The following is a 20,166-nucleotide window of genomic DNA, read 5'->3' on the forward strand; positions in this document are numbered from 1 at the left end:
CTCGGGAGTCGGCGGCGGAGCGGACCGGGTCCTCCGGTCACCGGTCCGCTCCGCCTCGGGATGCGATCAGTAGCCGCCGTGGCCGTGGCCGTGGCCGTGGCCGTGGCCATGGCCGTGACCGTGGCCATGGCCGTTTCCGTGACCGTGGCGGTCGCCGTGGCCGTGACGGTCACCGTCGTCGTGACCGAAGCCGTTCCGCGAACCGCCGTCGAACGACGTGTCGTCGCCGTTGTCATGGCCGTTGGCCGGCATGAGATTGCTGAAGATGGCCATGCGTTCCTCCTGAAACTTGCTTCACAGGGGGTACGTCGCAGGGCCCGAGTCGGATGGCCTTCGGAGGTAAAAAGACAAGAATTGAACTTTCAGCCCAGCCGTTCCGCCAGACCCCCGGTGCACCGCACCTCGTCCCCAGCCGTGATCAGCAGGCCCTCCACGCCGGGCAGCGATTCCAGCCACGCGAGACCCGCCCGCGACCCCATCGCGAACGCGGCCGTGGCCCAGCAGTCCACCCACGTCAGCCGCGGCCCCACCACCGTCACCGAGACCAGGTCGGTGACCGCCGGGCGGCCGGTGCGCGGATCCACGATGTGCGCGCCCCGCTCCGCCGTACCGGACGTGGCCACGGACAGCTCGTCCACGCCGGCCGCCGAGATCACCGCGGCCAGCCCGCCCGGCCGGAGCGGGTCGGCCACTCCCACCCGCCACGGCCGCTGCGGCTCCGGCGCGCCCAGCATCTGGACGTCGCCGCCGCCGTTCACGCTGACCCCGCACACCTCGTCCACCGCCGCCAGCAGCCGGGCGGCCCGTTCCGCCGCCCAGCCCTTCACGATGCCGGTGGGGTCGAGTCCGCCCTGGTACCGCAGGCTGAACCAGCCCTCGCTGGCCCGCTCCGCCTCGGCCGCCAGCTCCAGCACCTCGGCCACCTCGGGCGCGCACCGCGCCACGGTCAGCTCGCCCCGGGCCAGCCGGGACAGCTCGCTGTCCTCGCGGTAGGTGGAGAACAGCGCGTCGGCCCGGTGCAGTCCGGCGACCGCCCCGGCCAGCGCCTCGCGCACCGCGTCGGGCCGCCCGCCGCGGACGTCGAAGGAGAAGACGGTCCCCATGACCTCCTCCGCGTGCCGCACCACGGCGGGAGGGTCGGCGGGCTCGGTCACCGGGTCAGCCACCGGCCTGGTCGAGCGCCGACTGCAGCGACTGCTTGTAGCCGGTGCTCGTGTACGTCGCCCCGGACACCGCGTCGATGTCGGCGTTGCCGGCGGCCACGGCCTCCTGGTTGAGCTTGGGCACGGCGAGCGCGGTCTTCTGGTCGCTGACTCCGCCCTTGGGCGCCTGCACCGCCTCGGCCCGGGTGATCCTGCCCCCGCTGACCGTGATCCTGACCTGCACCGGGCCGTACTGCGTCTGCGCGACCCGGCCGCTGACGGTCCGGGCCTGCGCCTGCGCGGACCCCGAGGAACCGGCACCCGAGCCCGAACCGGTGCCCGCACCCGCGCCGGACCCGGAGGACGACGCCTTCGCCTTGTCCAGCGCCGACTGCAACGACTTCTTGTACCCCGCGCTCGTGTACGTCGCCCCGGACACCGCGTCGATGTCGGCGTTGCCGGCGGCCACGGCCTCCTGGTTGAGCCTGGGCACGGCGAGCGCGGTCTTCTGGTCGCTGACTCCGCCCTTGGGCGCCTGCACCGCCTCGGCCTTGGTGATCTTCCCGTCCGCGACGGTGAGCCGGACCTGCACGGCCCCGTACTGGGTCTGCGCCGCGTCACCGGTGACCGTGGCCGCTCCACCGCCCTGCTGCCCGCCCTGCGGTGCCTGCTGCGCGGCCGCGCCCGCCTGCGAGGCCGCACCGGCCGCCGGCGCCGCGGCCGGGTCCGAGGCGGGCTTCAGCGACAGCAGCAGCACGACTCCGGACACGGTGGCCGCGGTGGCCAGCACCACGCGCCGAATGGGGTGGCTCTTCCTCATCGCTTCGCAGCTCCCGCTCACATCTCGAACGACTCGTGGTGGATACGGCGCGCGGGGACCCCCGCGCCGCGCAGTGCCTCGAACACGGACTGCGCGAACCCGGGCGGCCCGCACATGAAGACGTCGTGGCGGTCGACGTCCGGGATCTTCCGCTGGAGGTTCTCCGCGGAGATGTCCGGCCGCTCACCGTCCGGGCTGTTGACCGCGTACATCAGGCGCGCACCCCGTTCCTCGGCGATCGCGGCCAGCTCGTCCCACAGCGCCAGGTCCTGCGTGGTGTTGGCCCGGTAGAGCAGGGTGATGTCACCGGCCGCCCCGGGCAGCGTCTCGAACAGCGCCCGCATCGGCGTGATGCCGACACCGCCCGCCACCAGCAGCACCTTGCCCCGGCTGCGCCGCTGCGCGGTGAGCGCCCCGTACGGGCCCTCCGCCCACACCCGGGTGCCGGGCTCCAGCTCGCGCAGCCGGGAGCTGTGGTCGCCGATCGCCTTCACGGTGATCCGCAGCATGTCGGGCCGGGGCGCCGCCGACAGCGAGTACGGGTGCGAGCTGAACCGCATCCCGGGCGCCAGGAACCGCCACCGGAAGAACTGCCCCGCCTCCGCGCCCATCCGGTGCAGCTTCCGCCCGCCGATCAGTACCGACACGATGCCCGGCGTCTCCTCGATCACCGCCTCCACACGCATCCGGTGACGGACGTTCAGCCGGACCGGGGTGAGGATCCGGTACCAGAGCACCAGCGCCGTGACGACGCCGTACAGCCCGTACCAGAAGGTCTTGGCGACCGGCTCGACCGCGAAGTCGTTGCCGGTGGTGATCTGGTGCCAGAACGTCAGGAACACGGCCGCGTACGTCAGCAGATGCACGTGGTACCAGGCGTCGTACGGCAGCCGGCGGCGGATCCCGCCGACCGAGCTGACCCCGATCAGCACGAACAGACCCGTGCCGATGGCGGCCTTGCCCATGTCCGGAAGCTGGTTGACGGAGTCGACGGTCTGCTGCACCACGTCCCCGAGCGACTTGCCCGCCTGCAGCGCGTAGCCCCACATGGTGAGGAAGACGTGCGCGACGATCAGGCAGAGCGTGTAGCGGCCGCTCATGGCGTGCCAGCGGGCCACCCGGTCGGAGCCGACCCGCCGTTCCAGCGCCGGTACCCGTGCCATCTGGAGCACGACCAGCGCCATCAGATAGCCGGCCAGCAGACCGGTGATCCGGCCCGCGTTCAGGATCCTGCCGTTGTTGTCCGCGATGGCCGGGGTGTTGTGCCACCAGAGCCACAGCACGGCCGCCGCGCCCGCCCAGACCGCGATCAGCAGCGGAACGGCCGGGGAGCGGCGCGGGCGGATGCGGCGCATCGTCTGGCGGCGGGCGGCACGTCCGCCTGCGAGCGTGGTGGTCACGGTTCCTCCGTGGGGACTTGACCCTTGGCCCAGAGATACGCGCCGCGTGCGCCGAGTGTTCAGAGGCCCGCCGAGTCCAGCGCGGACTGGAGCGACTGGCGGTAACCGTCACTGGTGTACGTGGCTCCCGAGACCGAGTCGATCCGCGCGCTCTGCGCGTCCAGCGCCTCGCGCCGCAACTGGGGGATGGCGTAGCCGTTGATCTCCTGGTCCCGGGGGTTCTCCGTCGGGTAGGTGACCGCGGTGACGTCGGTGAGCCTGCCGCTCCTGATCGTCACCCGCACCTGGACGGGGCCCCAGCGGGTCGGGACGGAGTCACCGGTGACCGTCCTGGTCCCGGTGGCGGGCGCCTTCGTCGTCCCCGGCGAGGTGCCGGCGCCGCTGCTCGTCGGCGCGGGCGCGGGGGTGCCGGCGGCGAGTTCCGGGCCGGTGTGCGGCTTCAGCGACAGCAGCAGCACCATCCCGGAGACGGTGGCCGCGCTCGCCAGCACGATGCGGCGGAAGGGGCGGTTCTTGTTCAGCGCGTGCACGGAAGAAGCACCCTCACAGCTCGAACGACTCGTGGTGGATACGGCGGTCCGGCACCCGGGCCGCCCGCAGCGCCCGGTACACGTCCTGTGCGAAACCGTGCGGACCGCATAGGTAGACGTCGTGCCCGGCCAGGTCCGGGAAGGTGGCCCGCAGCGACTCGGCCGTGAAGTCCGGGCGCTCTCCGCGCGGCCCGTCGAGCGCGTACAGCACCCGGGCGCCGCGCCAGCGGGCGATCGCCTCCAGTTCGCCGCCCAGCGCCAGGTCCTCGGCACTCCTGGCCCGGTACAGCAGGGTGACCTCGCCGGGCAGCGTCTCGAACAGCGCCCGCAGCGGGGTGATGCCGACGCCGGCGGCGATCAGCAGGGAGCGGTGCGAAGTGGCCCGGTCTCCGGTCAGGGAGCCGTACGGGCCCTCCGCCCACACCCGGGTGCCCGGCCGCAGCAGCGGCACTGCCGCGCTGTGGTCACCGAGCGCCTTGACCGTGATCCGCAGCAGGTCCGGGCGCGGTGGCGCCGACAGCGAGTACGGCGTGGACGTCCGGGCCAGGCCCTCGCCCAGGAACCGCCAGCGGAAGAACTGCCCCGGCCGTGCCCCCAGTTCGTCCAGGTGACGGCCCCGCAGGACGACCGAGTACACGCCCGGCGCCTCCTTGTGCACCGAGTCCACCCGCAGCCGGTGCCGCCGGTTGAGCCGCACGGGCGCGAGGATCCGGAACCACACCACCAGGGCCGCCACCCCGAGGTACAGCACGTACCAGAGGGCGGTGGCCACCGGCCTGCCGTTGAACTGGTCGCCCAGCGTGAGCTGGTGGAAGAAGGCCAGGAACACGGCCGCGTACGTCAGCAGGTGCACGTGGTACCAGAACTCGTGACTGGTGCGGCGCCGCACCGCCCGTGCCGAGGTGACGCCGACCACGAGGAGGATCACCGTGCCGGCGGTCGCCTTCAGCATGTCCGGATAGTGCAGGACCACCGTCACCGTCTCGTGCCACAGCGAGGCCCGGTCCTGCGCCGCGTACCCGGCGAGGACGAACACCACGTGCGCGAGCAGCAGGCAGATCGTGTAGCGGCCGGCCATCGCGTGCCAGCGCGCCACCCGGTCCGAGCCGATCCGCACCTCCAGCAGCGGCACCCGGGCCATCAGCCCGACCAGCACCGCGCAGGCGTACCCGCACAGCAGGCCGGCGATCCGCCCGGCCCCGGTCAGCCAGCCGGCCGTGCCGACCACGGACCCGGTACCGCTCCACCACAGGGCGACCGCGCCCGCGGCCCCCGCCCACAGCACGGCCAGCACGGGCCCCGCTGGGGAGCGCCGCGCGGTCCGGGGCCCGGGCGGAGCCGCCCGTCCCGTCTCCACGGTGGTCATCGAGTGCCGTCCCTTCCGTCGTCGTGCCGGGCAACTGTGCGCGGCCAAGCTCTGAGGAAGCTCTGAGCGGCCCCGCGTTCCGGCCGACTCAGAGGAAACTTACAGCTCCCCCGGAGGCCCGCCGGGCGCCGCACGCGCGATGCTGGGAGACGCCATGAACACCACTCGCTCCGGTCGCCCCGCCCTCACCCGACCCGACGGCACCCCGCTGCGCGTCCTCGTCGTCGACGACGATCCCGACCTCTCGGAGGTGCTGACCGGCGCCCTGCGCTACGAGGGCTGGGAGGTGCGCGCGGCCGGCGACGGCGCCGCGGCGGTCGGTGCCGCGCGCGAACTCCTGCCGGACGCCGTCGTCCTCGACGTGATGCTGCCCGACACCGACGGCTTCGCCGTGCTGCGGCGGCTGCACGAGGTGAAACCCGAGGTGTGCGTGCTGTTCCTCACCGCCCGCGACGCGGTCGAGGACCGCATCGCCGGCATCACCGCGGGCGGGGACGACTACGTCACCAAGCCCTTCAGCCTCGAGGAGGTCGTCGCCCGGCTGCGCGGCCTGCTGCGTCGGGCCGGCATGGCACGCCAGCTCGAGGACGGGCCCCGGCTGGTCGTGGGCGACCTGGTCATGGACGAGGAGGCCCGCGAGGTGACCCGGTCCGGGGAGCTGATCGAGCTCTCCCCGACCGAGTTCGAGCTGCTGCGCTTCCTCATGCGCAACCCGCGCCGGGTGCTCAGCAAGGCCCAGATCCTCGACCGGGTCTGGTCCTACGACTTCGGCGGCCGGGCCCATGTGGTCGAGCTGTACATCTCCTACCTCCGCAAGAAGGTGGACGCGGGCCGCGAACCGATGATCCACACGGTGCGCGGGGCCGGCTACGTGCTGAAGCCGGTGAGCCGGTGAGGGCCGTACGCCGGCTGCCCCGCCCCCGCACGCTGCGCGCCCGGCTCACCGTCGGCCTCGTGGTCCTGCTCGCGGTGAGCTGCGCGGCCGTGGGACTCGCCGCGGTCGTCGAGCTGAACGGCTTCCTGACCCAGCGCCTGGACGAACAGCTCGTCCAGGTCGGCACCCGCTTCCCGGAGAGCATGGAGCACGGCGCTCCGCGCACCGACCACGATGGCGACGAGCGCCTCGACACCCGCCGCCAGGCCACCGGCACCTTCGGCGCCCGCCTGCTGAACGGCAGGGTCACCCACAAGGGCCTCATTCGCTCCGGCGACCCGTCCGCCGACCTGAACGTCGACCTGACGGCCGGGGACCAGCAGCGGCTCGCCCGGCTCCCGGCCGACGGCCGGCCCCACACCGTCGAGTTCTCCGCCCTGCACCACTACCGGGTGATCGCCTCGCCGGGAGGGGACGGGGACGTCCTGGTCGTCGGCCTGCCGCTGGGCCCGGTCGAGGCCACCGTCCACCGTCTGGAAGGGGTGGCGGGCGTCGTCTTCGGCCTCGCCCTCGTGATCACCGGCGTGGCCGGGGTGCTCTGGGTCCGCTGGTCGCTGCGCCCGCTCAGCCGGGTCGCCGCCACCGCCACCCGGGTCAGCGAGCTCCCGCTCGCCAGCGGCGAGGTCGCCCTGCCGCCCCGTGCCCCGGTGTCCGACCCGCGCAGCGAGGTGGGCCGGGTGGCGGCCGCCTTCGACCGCATGCTGGGCCACGTCGAGGGTGCCCTGACCAAACGGCACGCCAGCGAGGAGCGGCTGCGCCGCTTCGCCGCCGACGCCAGCCATGAGCTGCGCACGCCGGTCGCCTCGGTCCGCGGCCACGCCGAACTGGCCCTGCTGCACCCGGGACCGGTACCGGCGGAGGTGAGCCGCGCCCTGGAGCGCATCGCCGCCGAGTCCTCCCGCATGGGCGAGATGGTCGACGACCTGCTCCTGCTGGCCCGTCTCGACGCCGGCCGCCCCCTGGAGCGCCGCCCGGTCGACCTGACCCGGCTGGTGCTGGACGCGGTGACGGACGCCCGGGCCGCGGGTCCCGGCCACCGCTGGACGCTGGATCTGCCCGAGGAACCGGTGACGGTGACGGGCGACGCCCACCGGCTCCACCAGGTGCTGGCCAACCTGCTGGCCAACGCCCGGCTGCACACCCCCGACGGCACCGAGGTGACGGTGACCCTGACGGCCGGGGACGGCACGGCCCGCCTCTCGGTCCACGACGACGGCCCCGGCGTCCCCGAGGACGTACAGCCGGGTGTCTTCGAACGCTTCACCCGCGCCGAACACCGCCGCCGCGCGGACGCCTCCGGCGGCGGCGCGGGGCTGGGGCTGTCGATCGTGGCCGCCGTGGTGGAGGCGCACGGAGGGAGCGTGGAGCTCGAGAGCAAGCCGGGATCGACGACCTTCACGGTGGCGCTCAGTACCGCGTGACCGCCGTGGCGCCGTTCTCCGTCCCGATCGCGATGTGCGGCCCCCGCGCCGGATCCACCCAGCCAAGGATCTTCCGCATCGTGTCCTCGGGCACGGACACGCAACCCGCCGTCGCGGCCTTGCCGTTCACGTGCAGGAAGATCCCGGCGCCGCGCCCGCGCACCGGCCGGTCGTAGTTGAAGCCGATGACGAGCGCGTACCCGTACTGGGGGTCGTAGGAGCCCAGTTCCTCGGACTGCGAGGCCCGGCAGTCGGCGGGCAGCGGCTCGGTCCAGCGGTTGTACGACGTGGAGTCGTTGTCCTGGCACCACCAGGAAGCGGCCGTCACCGGCCGGTACTCGACGCGGGTCCCGGCCGGTGCGGCCTTGATGCCGAAGCCGAACGGGATGCCGTACAGCCCGGTCGGCGTCGTGTTCGTGCCCTGCTCGCGCGTGCCCCCCTCCACCAGCCCGTTCGCCCCGAACCTGGCGGGCGCGGAGCCGGCCTCCGCCCACTGCCCGTCCCGCAGGTCCCACCAGGTCACCGTCCCCGACGTAGAGCCGGTGCCCGGCGCCGACGCGGTGATCAGCTGGGTGCCGCCGCCGGTGTCCGCCATCCGCGCGGGCAGCGGTTCGGGGGCGTGGCCGGGGGAGAGGCCGAGCACGCAGACGGACGCGGACAAGAGGGCGAGGACGACACCTTGGCGCATGGCTCAGACGCTAGACGGGGGAAGCGGCAACGGCAGTCCGGGTAGTCCGTCCAGGCTCGTCGCCACGTGCTCCTTCTTGGTGAAGTACGCGCTCAGGGAGGCGTCGTCCTCCCGCCCGAACCGCTTCCCGTGCAGGTCGCGGTCCTCCTCGTACGCCATGTGGGGGACGGCGTATCCGCAGGTGTCGCGGATCAGCTCGGCGTGCACGACGACGATCGCGCGCAGCCCGTGCGTGCTCGGGTCGATGTCCGGGAAGCGGGCCAGCAGCCCGGCGAAGCGCGGGTCGTCACGGAAGACCGGCTCGCCGCGGCCGTGCACCCGGACGATGTTCGGCGGCCCCTGGAAGGCACACCACATGAGGGTGATGCGGCCGTTCTCCCGCAGGTGCGCGATCGTCTCCGCGTTGGAACCGGCGAAGTCGAGGTAGGCCACGGTGAGTTCGTCCAGCACCGCGAAGGAGCCGCGCAGCCCCTTGGGGGAGAGGTTGATCGTGCCGTCGCCGGAGAGGGGAGCGGTGGCCGTGAAGAAGAGGGGCTGCTCCTCGATGAACGTACGGAGCCTGCCGTCTATGCGTTCGTAGGTCTTTCCCATGTCCGAGGATTATCGACGCGATTCCTTCGGCTGTCTAAGTAATTGCCGCCCGGGGTGCGGGTCCCGTCCGTGCGGCCGGACCGCCCGGGCGTCCCGGAACTCCCGGCTCACCGGAGTCGCGATTGACGAATCATGCGGAGTTCTGCATACTCATGCATGTCAGCGAATGCACTGTGAGGAGAAACCCGTGACCGAGCGCGTCGTACTCGCCTACTCAGGCGGTCTGGACACCTCCGTCGCCATCGGCTGGATCGCCGAGGAGACGGGCGCCGAGGTCATCGCCGTTGCGGTCGACGTCGGCCAGGGCGGCGAGGACCTGGACGTCATCCGCAAGCGCGCCCTCGCGTGCGGTGCCGTCGAGGCCGAGGTCGCCGATGCCAAGGACGAGTTCGCCGACGAGTACTGCCTCCCGGCGATCAAGGCCAACGCGCTCTACATGGACCGCTACCCGCTGGTCTCGGCACTGTCCCGGCCGACGATCGTCAAGCACCTGGTCGCCGCCGCCCAGAAGCACGGCGCCACCACGGTCGCCCACGGCTGCACCGGCAAGGGCAACGACCAGGTCCGCTTCGAGGCCGGAATCGTCGCCCTCGCCCCCGACCTGAAGTGCATCGCCCCGGTCCGCGACTACGCGATGACCCGCGACAAGGCGATCGCCTTCTGCGAGGCCAAGCAGCTCCCGATCGCCACCACCAAGAAGTCCCCGTACTCCATCGACCAGAACGTCTTCGGGCGCGCCGTCGAGACGGGCTTCCTGGAGGACATCTGGAACGCCCCGATCGAGGACATCTACGAGTACACCTCCAACCCGGCCGTCCAGCGCGAGGCCGACGAGGTGGTCATCACCTTCAAGGAGGGCGTCCCGGTCGCCATCGACGGCAAGCCCGTCAGCGTGCTGCAGGCCATCCAGCAGCTCAACGAGCGGGCCGGCGCCCAGGGCATCGGCCGGATCGACATGGTCGAGGACCGCCTGGTGGGCATCAAGTCCCGCGAGGTGTACGAGGCTCCCGGCGCGATCGCCCTGATCACCGCCCACCAGGAGCTGGAGAACGTCACCGTCGAGCGCGAGCTGGCCCGCTACAAGCGGCAGGTCGAGCAGCGCTGGGGCGAGCTGGTCTACGACGGCCAGTGGTTCTCCCCGCTCAAGCGCGCCCTGGACGGCTTCATCGACGAGGCCAACCAGCACGTCTCCGGCGACATCCGGATGACCCTGCACGGCGGCCGCGCCGTCGTCACCGGCCGGCGCTCGGAGTCGTCGCTGTACGACTTCAACCTCGCCACCTACGACACCGGCGACACCTTCGACCAGGCCGCGGCCAAGGGCTTCATCGACATCTACAGCCTGTCGTCGAAGATCGCCGCCAAGCGCGACCTGGCCTGAGCCCGGGCGGGGGACCCCGTACGGGTCGCCTCGCACGCATCGCCTGACAGCCGCCTCCTCGCCTGCAAGGGTGGGGAGGCGGCCGCACAGAGACGACTTTCCGAGGAGCAACGCAAGTGAGCAGCAACAGCGGTGACGTACGGCTCTGGGGCGGCCGTTTCGCCGACGGTCCCGCCGAGGCCCTGGCGAAGCTGTCCGCGTCCGTCCACTTCGACTGGCGGCTCGCGCCCTACGACATCGCCGGCTCCCGAGCCCACGCGCGCGTGCTGCACAAGGCGGGGCTCCTCACCGAGGACGAGCTGACGCGCATGATCGCCGGGCTGGACCGGCTGGAGGCGGACGTGGCGGACGGTTCCTTCGTCGGCACCGTCGCCGACGAGGACGTCCACACCGCCCTGGAACGCGGCCTGCTGGAGCGCCTCGGCCCCGACCTCGGCGGCAAGCTGCGCGCCGGCCGCTCCAGGAACGACCAGGTCGCGACGCTCTTCCGGATGTACCTGCGGGACCACGCCCGCGTCATCGGCGGCCTGATCGCCGAACTCCAGGACGTGCTGATCGGCCTCGCCGAGGCCCACCCGGACGTGGCGATGCCCGGCCGCACCCACCTCCAGCACGCCCAGCCGGTCCTCTTCGCCCACCATGTGCTCGCCCATGCGCAGTCCCTGTCCCGGGACGCCGAGCGGCTGCGCCAGTGGGACGAGCGCACGGCCGTCTCCCCGTACGGCTCCGGCGCCCTGGCGGGCTCCTCGCTGGGCCTGGACCCGGAGGCGGTGGCGAAGGACCTCGGCTTCGAGCATGGCAGCGTCGGCAACTCGATCGACGGCACGGCCTCCCGCGACTTCGTGGCGGAGTTCGCCTTCATCACCGCGATGATCGGGGTCAACCTGTCCCGGATCGCCGAGGAGATCATCATCTGGAACACGAAGGAGTTCTCCTTCGTGACCCTGCACGACGCGTTCTCCACCGGCTCGTCGATCATGCCGCAGAAGAAGAACCCGGACATCGCCGAGCTGGCGCGCGGCAAGTCGGGCCGGCTGATCGGCAACCTGACGGGTCTCATGGCGACGCTGAAGGCCCTGCCCCTCGCCTACAACCGCGACCTCCAGGAGGACAAGGAGCCGGTCTTCGACTCCTGCGACCAGCTCGAGGTCCTGCTCCCGGCCTTCACAGGAATGATGGCCACCCTCACGGTCAACCGCGAGCGCATGGAGGAGCTGGCCCCGGCCGGCTTCTCGCTCGCCACCGACATCGCCGAGTGGCTGGTGAAGCAGGGTGTGCCGTTCCGCGTGGCCCACGACGTCGCGGGGGAGTGCGTGAAGGTCGCCGAGGCCGAGGGCAAGGAGCTGGACGAGCTCACGGACGAGCAGTTCGCGAAGATCTCCGCCCACCTCACCCCGGAGGTCCGTTCGGTCCTCAACGTCCCCGGCGCCCTCGCCTCCCGCAGCGGCCGCGGCGGTACGGCGCCCAGCGCGGTCGCCGTCCAGCTCGCCGAGGTCAAGGCGGACGTCGCGGCACAGCACGCGTGGGCCACGGCGCCCCGCAAGGCGCACGGGGCGCCGCGCGGCAGGTCGTAGGGCACCCCCGCCCTCGCCGAAGCCGCGATCCGGCCGAGTTGTCGGGCGGACCCGGAGGTCATCGCGGGTTACGTTGGTCGTCAAAGCCGTACCGGAGCCGACCGAACGGAGCCTGCGATGCCTTTCGCCCGCCTCGCGACAGTGACCACGCCGACGAGCCACATCGGCCTCGGCCTGGCCGCGGTGGGCCGCCCCGGCTACATCAACCTCGGCCGTGAGCAGGACCTCGGGGACAACCGCAGCGCGGAGGCACTGCGCGAGCGCACCCACGAACTCCTCGACGCCGCCTACGCGCAGGGCGTGCGCTATTTCGACGTGGCCCGCTCCTACGGCCGCTCCGAGGAGTTCCTCGCCGACTGGCTGACCGCCCGCCCGCACATCGACGACGTGGTCGTCGGCAGCAAGTGGGGTTACACCTACACCGCCGGCTGGTCCACCGACGCCGAACGGCACGAGGTGAAGGACCACGGCCTGGCGACCTACGAGCGGCAGCGCGCCGAGACCGGCGAACTGCTCGGCGACCGGCTCGACCTCTACCAGATCCACTCGGTGACCCCGGACAGCCCGGCCCTCACCGACAAGGAACTCCACGCCAGGCTCGCCGAGGCGGCCGCCGGGGGGCTCACCGTCGGCTTCTCCACCAGCGGACCCGCCCAGGCCGACGCCATCCGCGCCGCCCTCGAGGTGACGGTCGAGGGCGTGCCGCTCTTCCGCACCGTCCAGTCGACGTACAACGCCCTCGAGACCTCGGCCGGGCCCGCGCTGGCCGAGGCGCACGACGCCGGACTGACCGTGATCGTCAAGGAGGGCATGGCCAACGGCCGGCTCGCCGCGCCGCACGCCCCGGACATGCTGAAGTCGGTGGCCGAGGAGACCGGCCTCGGCTGCGACGCCGTGGCCCTCGCCCTGATCCTGCGGCAGCCCTGGGCCGGGGTCGTCCTCTCCGGCGCCGCGACGCTCAACCAGCTCGCCTCCAATCTGCACGCGGCCGTCGTGGACCTCGACGTGGACCAGCTCACCCGGCTCGCCACCCTGGTGGAGGACCCGCACGCCTACTGGGAGCGGCGCGGACAGCTGCCCTGGCACTGACGGACACCCCGCTCCGGACCGGCTCCGACCAGCCGTTATGAGTCACGCATGCCCATCATGAGACATCACTGTCTCATATGGGCTACCCTTGTCTCATGGCTCTCGATCGTGACCAGGTGCTGCGCAGCGCGGCCGCCCTGCTGACCCGCAAGTCCACCGCGACGATGGACGAGGTCGCCAAGGCCGCCGGGATCAGCCGGGCCACCCTGCACCGCCACTTCGCGGGACGCGACGCCCTCGTCCGGGCCCTGGAGGCACTCGGCATCGCGGAGTGCGAGGCGGCCCTGGACGCGGCCCGCCTGGACGAGGGCCCGGCGGGTGAGGCGGTCCGCCGCCTGGTCCGCGCCATCGAACCCGCGGCCGGCCTGCTGGCCTTCCTCTACACCGAGAACCAGCTGTTCGAGGGCGAGGAGCAGAACCAGGGCTGGACCCGCCTCGACGAGCGGCTCACGGACCTGTTCCGGCGCGGCCAGGAGAGCGGCGAGTTCCGCATCGACCTCACCCCGGCCTGGCTCACCGAGGCGCTGTACGGCCTGCTGGCCTCCGGCGCATGGGCGGTCGCGGAGGGCCGGGTGGCCGGCAAGGACTTCAGCCACATGGTCGTCGAGCTGCTGCTCGGCGGCGCACGACGTGCGAACGCACCGCGAAGAGAGGAATCATGACCAGCACCCTGCGGCAGGCCCGCACCACCGGGGCGGTGAAGCGCCCGGGCCGCTGGCTCGCGCTCTCGGTCCTCGTCTGGGCCGTGCTGCTGGTGGCCGTGGACGCCACCGTCCTCGGCCTCGCCACCCCCTACATCAGCGAGGACCTGCGCCCCTCCGGCACCCAGCTGCTGTGGATCGGCGACGTCTACTCCTTCGTCATCGCCGGCCTGCTGGTCTCCATGGGCAGCCTCGGCGACCGCATCGGCCGCAAGCGCATCCTGCTCGTCGGCGCCACGGCGTTCGGCGCGATATCCGTCCTCAACGCCTACGCGACCACACCCGAACTGATGATCCTGGCGCGGGCGCTGCTCGGCGTCGCGGGCGCCACCCTGATGCCCGCCACCCTCGCCCTGATCCGCAACCTCTTCCACGACCCGCGCGAGCGCAGCCTCGCCATCGGCATCTGGGGCGCCACCGCCTCCGCCGGCACGGCCGTCGGCCCCATCGCGGGCGGCTTCCTGCTGGAGCACTTCTGGTGGGGCTCGGTGTTCCTGATCAACCTGCCGGTCATGGCGGTGCTGGTCCTGGTCGGCGTCCGCACGCTGCCCGAGTCCCGCAACCCCCACCCGGGCCCCTGGGACCTGAGCAGTGTCGTGCTGTCCCTCGTCGGCATGATCGGCGTCGTGTACGCGGTCAAGGACGCCGCCGCACACGGCCCGACCCCGGTCGCGCTGACCGCGGGCCTGCTGGGCGCGGCCGCCCTGTACGGCTTCGTGCGCCGCCAGCTCACCATGCCGGTCCCGCTGCTGGACATGCGCCTGTTCCGGCGCCGGGGCTTCAGCGGGGCGGTCCTCGCCGACCTGCTGACCGTGCTGGGCATGTCCGGCCTGGTGTTCTTCCTGTCCCAGTACCTGCAACTCGTCCAGGGCAGGCCCCCGTTCGAGGCGGGCCTGGCCGAACTGCCCGCGGCCGTGGGCGCGGTGACGGCCGGACTGGTCGCGGGCCGCGCGGCCCGCCGTTTCTCGGTGCGGGTGGTGGTCTCCGGCGGCCTGGCGGCGGTCGGCGCGGCCCTGGCGGTGCTGACGACGCTGAGCCGGTCGACGGGCTACCCACTGCTCGGTGCCGCGCTGCTCGTCGTGGGCGTGGGCGCGGGTTTCTCCTTCACGGTGACCGCCGACGTCATCCTCGCCGGGGTCCCCAAGAACGAGGCGGGCGCGGCGTCCGCGGTCTCGGAGACGGCGTACGAACTGGGCGCCGCGCTGGGCATCGCCCTGCTGGGCTCCATCGTGACGGGCGCCTACCGCGGCTTCACCGGCCCGGCGGGCACCCCGGCCCAGGCCCATGAGTCACTGGGCGGCGCGGTGGAGGCGGCGGGGAACATGCCGGCCCTCCAGGCACAGCACATGCTGGACGCCGCCCGCGACTCCTTCGTCCACGGCCTCCACCTGGCCTCGGGAGCGGGAGCGGGAGTCCTGCTCGCCACAGCGGCGGCGGCGTGGTTCCTCCTGAAGAACCAGAACCTGGAGAACACGGGCTGAGCGAAACGCCCCGAAAGGGGCGCGGGGAACGGCGCGATCAGCCACCGAGCAGCCGCAGCCGATCATCACCCCCACGGCGGTGACGCGGCGAACCGCCGGAGGCCTACGCCGCCTTCGCCTTGGTCGCGTACATGTCCACGTACTCCTGCCCCGACAGCCGCATGACCTCGGCCATCACCGAGTCGGTCACCGCCCGCAGCACGTAGCGGTCCCGGTCCATCCCCTCGTACCGGGAGAACTCCATCGCCTCGCCGAAGCGCACGGTCACCCGGCCGGGCCGCGGGATGCCCGCACCGCCCGGCTGCAGCTTGTCCGTGCCGATCATCGCGAAGGGGACCACCGGGGCACCCGTCATCAGGGTGAGCCGGGCGATGCCGGTGCGGCCGCGGTAGAGACGGCCGTCGGGGGAGCGGGTGCCCTCGGGGTAGATGCCGAAGATCCGGCCCTCCTCGAGGACGCGGCGCCCGGTCATCAGGGCCGCCACACCGCCGCGGCCGCCGTCGCGGTCCACCGGGATCATGCCGACGCCGGTGAAGAACCACGCCATGAGCCGGCCCTTGAGGCTCTTGCCGGTGACGTACTCGTCCTTGCCGATGAAGACGACCTGACGGTCGCAGACCAGGGGCAGGATCATCGAGTCGATGAAGGTCAGGTGATTGCCGGCGAGGATCACCGGCCCGTCTCCCGGGATGTGCTCCACGCCCTCCACCTGAGGGCGGAACATCAGACGCATGATCGGTCCGAGCACTGCCTTGATGAGCGCGAAGCGGGACAACGGGTCCTCCGATGTCGAGGTGAACGATATGTGTCTGTGCAGGTGAGGACATTACTCGCGGCTCCGGGGGAAGCGCACATCGGGGAGGCCCGGTTCACCGAGGTCTTACGCACTGTTGACACTGGTTTACCTGCGGTGAAGCGCCGGAACCGGGGTGTGGCGTCCGGGTGGGCGATGTGACGGACATCGCGCGGAGCCCGTACCGTCCGGCTACCCGCTCCGCGCCCCGCGACGCGGACGCCCCGTCACATTCCGCCGTCCGCAGGACATCCGGCGGCCCCCGCGTGTTCGGACAAGGGGCTCCCGTACGTCACACCGGCACCCCTACGATCGGCGCGCACCGGCGCCCCGGAACCGGAGCGCCGGGGACGGACACGCAGCGAACGGCAGGAGGGCGCATGGACCGCATGGACGGCGAGCGGGCGAACGAGCGGCAGCGGACCACCGGACGGCGGGCCGTGCTCGGCGCGGCGGTGCTCGGCGCGGGCGGGGCGGTCCTCGGACTGCCCGGCGCCGCCCGGGCGGCCGGTGCCGGGACGGCCGCACACGGCGGGCGCGGGCTGAAGAGCCTCCCGGTGCCGACGATCATCGGCCACCGGGGTGCCAGCGGCTACCGCCCCGAGCACACCTTCGGCTCCTACGAGCTGGCCCTCGACCTCGGCGCGGACGTCGTGGAGGCCGGTGACCTGGTGCCCACCCGGGACGGCCATCTCGTCTGCCGGCACGAGCCCGAGATCGGCGCCACCACGGACGTCGCCTCGCACCCCGAGTTCGCCGACCGCAGGACCACCAAGGTGCTGGACGGCGTCTCCACCACCGGCTGGTTCACCGAGGACTTCACCCTCGCCGAGCTGAAGAGGCTGCGCGCCGTCGAGCGCATCCCGGCCAACCGGCCGCACAACGCCCTCTACGACGGGCGCTGGGAGATCCCCACCTTCGAAGAGGTCCTGAAGTGGCAGGACGAGCAGACCCGCAGGCGGGGCAGGCAGGTCTGGATCTACCCGGAGACCAAGCACCCCACCTACTTCCGCAAGCTGGGCCTCGGCCTGGAGGAGCGGGTGGCGAAGCTGCTGCGCAAGTACGGCAAGGACGGCCGGAACGCGCCGGTGATCCTGCAGTCCTTCGAACCGACCAGCATCCAGCGGCTGAACCGGCTCGTCGACAACCCTCTCGTCGTGCTGCTCTCCTCGGCGAACAGCCGCCCCTACGACTTCGTCGACACGGGCGACCCGCGCACCGTCGCCGACCTCATCGCGCCCAAGGGCCTGCGGGAGATCGCCGGTTACGCCCAGGGCATCGGCCCGACGCTGGACCTGGTCATCCCGAGGAAGGCGGACGGCACCCTCGCCGAGCCGAGCACGCTGGTCGCCGACGCGCACAAGGTCGGGCTGATCCTGCACCCCTACACCATGCGCAACGAGAACCCCTTCCTCCCGGCCGAGTACCGCAAGGGCGGCGCGGCGGACGCCTACGGTGACGCCTTCGGCGCCTTCGCCACCTACTTCGCCACCGGTATCGACGGCGTCTTCACCGACAACGCCGACACCGGCCTGCTCGCCCGGGCCGACTTCCTGGCCCGCTGAACCCGCGAGCCCGAGTCAACGCCCCGGCGGCCACGCACCCGTTCGGGGTGAGCGCGCGCCGTCCCGGAACCCGGCACCGGGACGGCGCGTCGTTCCGCACATGACGCACGACCTGGTGGCCACCCTCGGCCCCCTGCTCACCGCCGAGGCCTCCGCGGAGGCACAGGCGTCCGGGAGCGAACCGGCCGACCTGGAACAGGCCGTATGGCTGCGGCTGCTGGAGCGCCTCGCGGCCGGCCGGCCGCCGCCGGACCCGCAGGGCTGGCTGCGGGGCGCCGTTCGCGCCGAGGCCCGCCGCAGCCGCCGTACCAGCCGGCGGGAGCGGCCGTACGGGGCCGAACCGGCCGACGACGCGCGCCCAGGTCCGGAGCAGCTCGCCCTCACCGCCGCCCGGTACCGCGCCCTGCGCGAAGCGGTCCGCGCACTGCCCGGGCGCTGCCCTCGGCTGCTGGAGGCACTGCTCTCGCCCAAGGACCCGACATACCGGGAAATCGCCGGGGAGTTGGGTATCTCACAGGGAAGTCTCGGACCGGAACGCTCCAGATGTCTGGGATGTCTGCGGCGATTGCTCGCGCCGGAGGTTGCGGCCCGCGAAGCGCGGGGATAGGAGTGGGGGACGACCGGTGATCAGGTGAGCGGGAGGCATGCGCACATGGGCATGAGCGTGACCATCTCGGTGGCGACCGAGCAGGACGCGGAGCAGATCTTCAGGCTCCAGTACCTGTGCTTCCAGAGCGAGGCGGCGCTGTACGGCAACTACCGCATCGACCCGCTCGTGCAGAGCCTGGACTCCGTCCGTCAGGAGGTCGTCGCCGACTGCGTGTTCGTCGCACGGCTCGGCGAGGAGGTGGTCGGCTCGGTGCGGGGCAAGGTGACCGAGGACGGCGCGGCCGCCATCGGCAAGCTCTGTGTCCACCCGCGGCTCCAGGGGCACGGCATCGGCGCGCGGCTGCTGCGCGCGGCCGAGACGGCACTGTCCGAGCAGCGCGGCGCCACCCGGTTCCGCCTCCACACCGGACACCGCAGCGAGGGCAGCCTCAGGCTGTACCGCCGGGTCGGCTACGAGACGGTGGGCCGCTCCACGGGCGCCGACGGTGTGGAGCTGATCGTCCTGGAGAAGCGGGCGGGCACCTACGCTGCTACCGCGTGACGCGCTCGCGCGACCTGCGCAGCCAGTACATCGCCGACAGCGGCAGCAGCACGGGGATGAAGACGTACCCCATGCCGTAGTCGGACCAGACGGTCGCGTCCGGGAAGGCGGAGGGGTCGGCCAGGGTCCACGTACCCACGATCAGCACGCCCGCGAGCTCGGCGGCACAGCACACCAGTGCCGCCCTGCGGGCCTTCCCCCCGCCTCGGACCAGCGAGTACGTGATGAACCCGTACACCAGGCCGGCGACCGCCGACAGCGAGTAGGCCAGCGGCGCCCGGTCGAAGTCCGTCGCGATCTGGTACACCGAGCGCGACACCGCCCCGACCACCATCACGCCGTAGAACCAGACCAGCAGCATCCCCGGACCGCTGATCAGCCGGGCCGGCTTCTCCTGAACCGCCGTCATCTCAGGCTCCCCAGATGTCATAGAGCCGCACCTCCAGCACGGCGAGGACCACACCGCCGGCGGCCACCGTCACGGAGCCCCAGCGGGTCCGCTCGGCCAGCGACATGAAGCCGGCCGCCGGCACGCAGGCGAACGCGCCCAGCAGATACGCCACGAAGATCGCCGTGCCCTGCTCCGGCTTCTCTCCCCGCGCCAGCCGCACGACGCCGACGACCAGCTGGACCACGGCCAGCAGGGACACCACGGCCATGCCGATGAAGTGCCAGTCCTTGGTCGGCTGGTCCCGGTAGGCGGCCCAGCCGCACCAGGCGGCGAGCAGCAGCGCGGTGAGCCCGGTCACCAGCGTCAGGGCATTGAGCATGCGGTGACCTTATTACGGCGGAAACGCCCCGCCGCCGCCGACCCCGTTGTACGCCGTAGGGTCTAGACCATGACGATCCGCGCCCAAGCCCTCCTGTTCGACAACGACGGCACCCTGGTCTCCTCCCTCGAATCCGTCGAGCGCTGCTGGACGCGCTGGGCGCGGGAGTACGGGATCACCGCCGAGGAGTTCGGGCGGGTGGAGCTGCACGGGCGGCCCGCGGCGGAGATAGTCGCCGACCTGCTGCCCACCCGTCTGGTCCCGGAGGCGGTCGCGCGGGTCGAGCAGCTCGAGGTGGAGGACGTGCCCGGCGGAGGGGTGCGGCTGCTGCCCGGGACGCGGGACTTCCTGGACTCGCTGCCCGCCGACCGCTGGGCCGTCGTGACCTCCGCCACCCGGCGGCTCGCCGAGGCCCGGCTGGACGCGGTGGGCATCCTGCCCAAGACGTTCGTCGCCGCCGACGACATCACCCGCGGCAAGCCCGACCCCGAGCCCTATCTGCTGGCGGCCCGGCAGCTCGGCGTGGACCCGGCCCACTGCGTGGTCTTCGAGGACGCCCCCGCCGGGCTCCAGGCCGGCCGCGCGGCCGGTATGACCACCGTGGCGTTGGCCACAACCCACCGGGCCGCGGAACTGCGGGCCGATCTGGTGGTCAGGGACCTCTCGGCCTTGTCCGCACTGGTCACCGACGAGGGAGTGGAGATCTCCGTACGCGACTGAGCGCGTCCCGCCACCGTCCACCGCTGTCCACTATGCGGACAGCGGTCGTC

The 20,166-nt window shown here is 72.5% G+C and carries 22 protein-coding genes; 11 read left to right on the top strand and 11 right to left on the bottom strand.

The features are described from left to right. Positions 1–66: 66 nt before the first annotated feature. The 6 genes from ACZ6B1_RS21350 to ACZ6B1_RS21375 form a co-directional block, all read right to left on the bottom strand. Positions 67–273, bottom strand: coding sequence for a hypothetical protein (locus tag ACZ6B1_RS21350; RefSeq protein WP_468780573.1), 207 nt, complete (start codon positions 271–273; stop codon positions 67–69). Between the two features lie 89 nt (positions 274–362). Further along, the gene (locus ACZ6B1_RS21355) at positions 363–1,166 is read right to left on the bottom strand and encodes an FAD:protein FMN transferase (RefSeq protein WP_468780575.1); all 804 of its coding nucleotides are present in this window, start codon (positions 1,164–1,166) and stop codon (positions 363–365) included. Further along, positions 1,159–1,962, bottom strand: a complete 804-nt coding sequence (locus ACZ6B1_RS21360) for an FMN-binding protein (RefSeq protein WP_468780576.1) — start codon at positions 1,960–1,962, stop codon at positions 1,159–1,161. Before ACZ6B1_RS21360 ends, ACZ6B1_RS21355 begins: the two co-directional genes overlap by 8 nt. 17 nt (positions 1,963–1,979) lie before the next feature. Beyond that, positions 1,980–3,362 (bottom strand): ferredoxin reductase family protein, encoded by a 1,383-nt coding sequence (locus tag ACZ6B1_RS21365; protein ID WP_468780578.1) that lies wholly within the window; start codon positions 3,360–3,362, stop codon positions 1,980–1,982. Between the two features lie 59 nt (positions 3,363–3,421). Then, positions 3,422–3,892: an FMN-binding protein gene (locus tag ACZ6B1_RS21370; RefSeq protein ID WP_468780580.1), complete on the bottom strand. Its 471-nt coding sequence runs from the start codon at positions 3,890–3,892 to the stop codon at positions 3,422–3,424. Positions 3,893–3,905: 13 nt separating this feature from the next. Next, positions 3,906–5,258: a ferredoxin reductase family protein gene (locus ACZ6B1_RS21375; protein ID WP_468780582.1), complete on the bottom strand. Its 1,353-nt coding sequence runs from the start codon at positions 5,256–5,258 to the stop codon at positions 3,906–3,908. A 154-nt stretch (positions 5,259–5,412) separates the two neighbouring features. Between ACZ6B1_RS21375 and ACZ6B1_RS21380 the strand changes: the two genes are divergently transcribed. Next, positions 5,413–6,153 carry a response regulator transcription factor gene (locus tag ACZ6B1_RS21380; protein ID WP_468780584.1) on the top strand — a complete coding sequence of 247 codons (741 nt, stop codon included), beginning with the start codon at positions 5,413–5,415 and terminating at the stop codon, positions 6,151–6,153. Continuing rightward, entirely contained in the window at positions 6,150–7,613 is a 1,464-nt protein-coding gene (locus ACZ6B1_RS21385; RefSeq protein WP_468780586.1) for a sensor histidine kinase, read from the top strand. Before ACZ6B1_RS21380 ends, ACZ6B1_RS21385 begins: the two co-directional genes overlap by 4 nt. Here the strand turns inward: ACZ6B1_RS21385 and ACZ6B1_RS21390 are convergent. Together ACZ6B1_RS21390 and ACZ6B1_RS21395 are read right to left on the bottom strand one after the other, a co-directional pair. Continuing rightward, a complete protein-coding gene (locus ACZ6B1_RS21390; RefSeq protein WP_468780588.1) occupies positions 7,600–8,301 on the bottom strand; it encodes a L,D-transpeptidase family protein in 702 nt (233 codons plus the stop codon). The genes ACZ6B1_RS21385 and ACZ6B1_RS21390 overlap by 14 nt on opposite strands. A gap of 3 nt (positions 8,302–8,304) precedes the next feature. Further along, positions 8,305–8,892, bottom strand: a complete 588-nt coding sequence (locus tag ACZ6B1_RS21395) for a pyridoxamine 5'-phosphate oxidase family protein (protein ID WP_468780590.1) — start codon at positions 8,890–8,892, stop codon at positions 8,305–8,307. 187 nt (positions 8,893–9,079) lie between these two features. Between ACZ6B1_RS21395 and ACZ6B1_RS21400 the strand changes: the two genes are divergently transcribed. From ACZ6B1_RS21400 to ACZ6B1_RS21420, 5 genes are all read left to right on the top strand, one after another. After that, a complete protein-coding gene (locus tag ACZ6B1_RS21400; protein ID WP_468780592.1) occupies positions 9,080–10,273 on the top strand; it encodes an argininosuccinate synthase in 1,194 nt (397 codons plus the stop codon). 116 nt (positions 10,274–10,389) lie between these two features. Continuing rightward, positions 10,390–11,847, top strand: a complete 1,458-nt coding sequence (gene argH, locus ACZ6B1_RS21405; RefSeq protein WP_468780594.1) for an argininosuccinate lyase — start codon at positions 10,390–10,392, stop codon at positions 11,845–11,847. Between the two features lie 117 nt (positions 11,848–11,964). Beyond that, positions 11,965–12,936: an aldo/keto reductase gene (locus ACZ6B1_RS21410; RefSeq protein ID WP_468780596.1), complete on the top strand. Its 972-nt coding sequence runs from the start codon at positions 11,965–11,967 to the stop codon at positions 12,934–12,936. A 95-nt stretch (positions 12,937–13,031) separates the two neighbouring features. Then, positions 13,032–13,598, top strand: coding sequence for a TetR/AcrR family transcriptional regulator (locus ACZ6B1_RS21415; protein WP_468780598.1), 567 nt, complete (start codon positions 13,032–13,034; stop codon positions 13,596–13,598). Continuing rightward, entirely contained in the window at positions 13,595–15,118 is a 1,524-nt protein-coding gene (locus ACZ6B1_RS21420; protein ID WP_468780600.1) for an MFS transporter, read from the top strand. The genes ACZ6B1_RS21415 and ACZ6B1_RS21420 overlap by 4 nt, the downstream gene beginning before the upstream one ends. Positions 15,119–15,221: 103 nt before the next feature. On the opposite strand, the gene ACZ6B1_RS21425 is transcribed toward ACZ6B1_RS21420, so the two are convergent. Next, a complete protein-coding gene (locus ACZ6B1_RS21425; RefSeq protein ID WP_250401287.1) occupies positions 15,222–15,893 on the bottom strand; it encodes a lysophospholipid acyltransferase family protein in 672 nt (223 codons plus the stop codon). A 398-nt stretch (positions 15,894–16,291) separates the two neighbouring features. On the opposite strand from ACZ6B1_RS21425, the gene ACZ6B1_RS21430 reads away from it, so the two are divergent. The 3 genes from ACZ6B1_RS21430 to ACZ6B1_RS21440 all read left to right on the top strand — a co-directional run bounded on the left by ACZ6B1_RS21430 (position 16,292) and on the right by ACZ6B1_RS21440 (position 18,626). Then, entirely contained in the window at positions 16,292–17,476 is a 1,185-nt protein-coding gene (locus ACZ6B1_RS21430) for a glycerophosphodiester phosphodiesterase (RefSeq protein WP_468780602.1), read from the top strand. Positions 17,477–17,576: 100 nt separating this feature from the next. Beyond that, positions 17,577–18,083, top strand: coding sequence for a sigma-70 family RNA polymerase sigma factor (locus ACZ6B1_RS21435; protein WP_468780604.1), 507 nt, complete (start codon positions 17,577–17,579; stop codon positions 18,081–18,083). Positions 18,084–18,128: 45 nt separating this feature from the next. Continuing rightward, a complete protein-coding gene (locus ACZ6B1_RS21440) occupies positions 18,129–18,626 on the top strand; it encodes a GNAT family N-acetyltransferase (RefSeq protein WP_468780606.1) in 498 nt (165 codons plus the stop codon). On the opposite strand, the gene ACZ6B1_RS21445 is transcribed toward ACZ6B1_RS21440, so the two are convergent. Together ACZ6B1_RS21445 and ACZ6B1_RS21450 are read right to left on the bottom strand one after the other, a co-directional pair. Then, positions 18,616–19,035 (bottom strand): hypothetical protein, encoded by a 420-nt coding sequence (locus ACZ6B1_RS21445; protein ID WP_468780608.1) that lies wholly within the window; start codon positions 19,033–19,035, stop codon positions 18,616–18,618. The genes ACZ6B1_RS21440 and ACZ6B1_RS21445 overlap by 11 nt on opposite strands. A 1-nt stretch (position 19,036) precedes the next feature. Beyond that, complete coding sequence (locus tag ACZ6B1_RS21450; RefSeq protein ID WP_359547005.1) at positions 19,037–19,396, bottom strand: hypothetical protein; 360 nt, start codon at positions 19,394–19,396, stop codon at positions 19,037–19,039. Between the two features lie 69 nt (positions 19,397–19,465). Between ACZ6B1_RS21450 and ACZ6B1_RS21455 the strand changes: the two genes are divergently transcribed. Beyond that, positions 19,466–20,116, top strand: a complete 651-nt coding sequence (locus ACZ6B1_RS21455) for an HAD family hydrolase (protein ID WP_468780610.1) — start codon at positions 19,466–19,468, stop codon at positions 20,114–20,116. The last annotated feature ends 50 nt before the right edge of the window (positions 20,117–20,166 follow it).

It is taken from the genome of Streptomyces sp. NPDC041129 (assembly GCF_055592265.1).

What these genes read in the sequence shown, in the direction of transcription:
- ACZ6B1_RS21350 (WP_468780573.1), bottom strand. Translation starts at nt 273, where the DNA reads ATGGCCATCTTCAGCAATCTCATGCCGGCCAACGGCCATGACAACGGC.
- ACZ6B1_RS21360 (WP_468780576.1), bottom strand. Translation starts at nt 1,962, where the DNA reads ATGAGGAAGAGCCACCCCATTCGGCGCGTGGTGCTGGCCACCGCGGCC.
- ACZ6B1_RS21375 (WP_468780582.1), bottom strand. Translation starts at nt 5,258, where the DNA reads ATGACCACCGTGGAGACGGGACGGGCGGCTCCGCCCGGGCCCCGGACC.
- ACZ6B1_RS21380 (WP_468780584.1), top strand. Translation starts at nt 5,413, where the DNA reads ATGAACACCACTCGCTCCGGTCGCCCCGCCCTCACCCGACCCGACGGC.
- ACZ6B1_RS21390 (WP_468780588.1), bottom strand. Translation starts at nt 8,301, where the DNA reads ATGCGCCAAGGTGTCGTCCTCGCCCTCTTGTCCGCGTCCGTCTGCGTG.
- ACZ6B1_RS21395 (WP_468780590.1), bottom strand. Translation starts at nt 8,892, where the DNA reads ATGGGAAAGACCTACGAACGCATAGACGGCAGGCTCCGTACGTTCATC.
- ACZ6B1_RS21410 (WP_468780596.1), top strand. Translation starts at nt 11,965, where the DNA reads ATGCCTTTCGCCCGCCTCGCGACAGTGACCACGCCGACGAGCCACATC.
- ACZ6B1_RS21415 (WP_468780598.1), top strand. Translation starts at nt 13,032, where the DNA reads ATGGCTCTCGATCGTGACCAGGTGCTGCGCAGCGCGGCCGCCCTGCTG.
- ACZ6B1_RS21420 (WP_468780600.1), top strand. Translation starts at nt 13,595, where the DNA reads ATGACCAGCACCCTGCGGCAGGCCCGCACCACCGGGGCGGTGAAGCGC.
- ACZ6B1_RS21430 (WP_468780602.1), top strand. Translation starts at nt 16,292, where the DNA reads ATGGACCGCATGGACGGCGAGCGGGCGAACGAGCGGCAGCGGACCACC.
- ACZ6B1_RS21435 (WP_468780604.1), top strand. Translation starts at nt 17,577, where the DNA reads ATGACGCACGACCTGGTGGCCACCCTCGGCCCCCTGCTCACCGCCGAG.
- ACZ6B1_RS21440 (WP_468780606.1), top strand. Translation starts at nt 18,129, where the DNA reads ATGGGCATGAGCGTGACCATCTCGGTGGCGACCGAGCAGGACGCGGAG.
- ACZ6B1_RS21445 (WP_468780608.1), bottom strand. Translation starts at nt 19,035, where the DNA reads ATGACGGCGGTTCAGGAGAAGCCGGCCCGGCTGATCAGCGGTCCGGGG.
- ACZ6B1_RS21450 (WP_359547005.1), bottom strand. Translation starts at nt 19,396, where the DNA reads ATGCTCAATGCCCTGACGCTGGTGACCGGGCTCACCGCGCTGCTGCTC.
- ACZ6B1_RS21455 (WP_468780610.1), top strand. Translation starts at nt 19,466, where the DNA reads ATGACGATCCGCGCCCAAGCCCTCCTGTTCGACAACGACGGCACCCTG.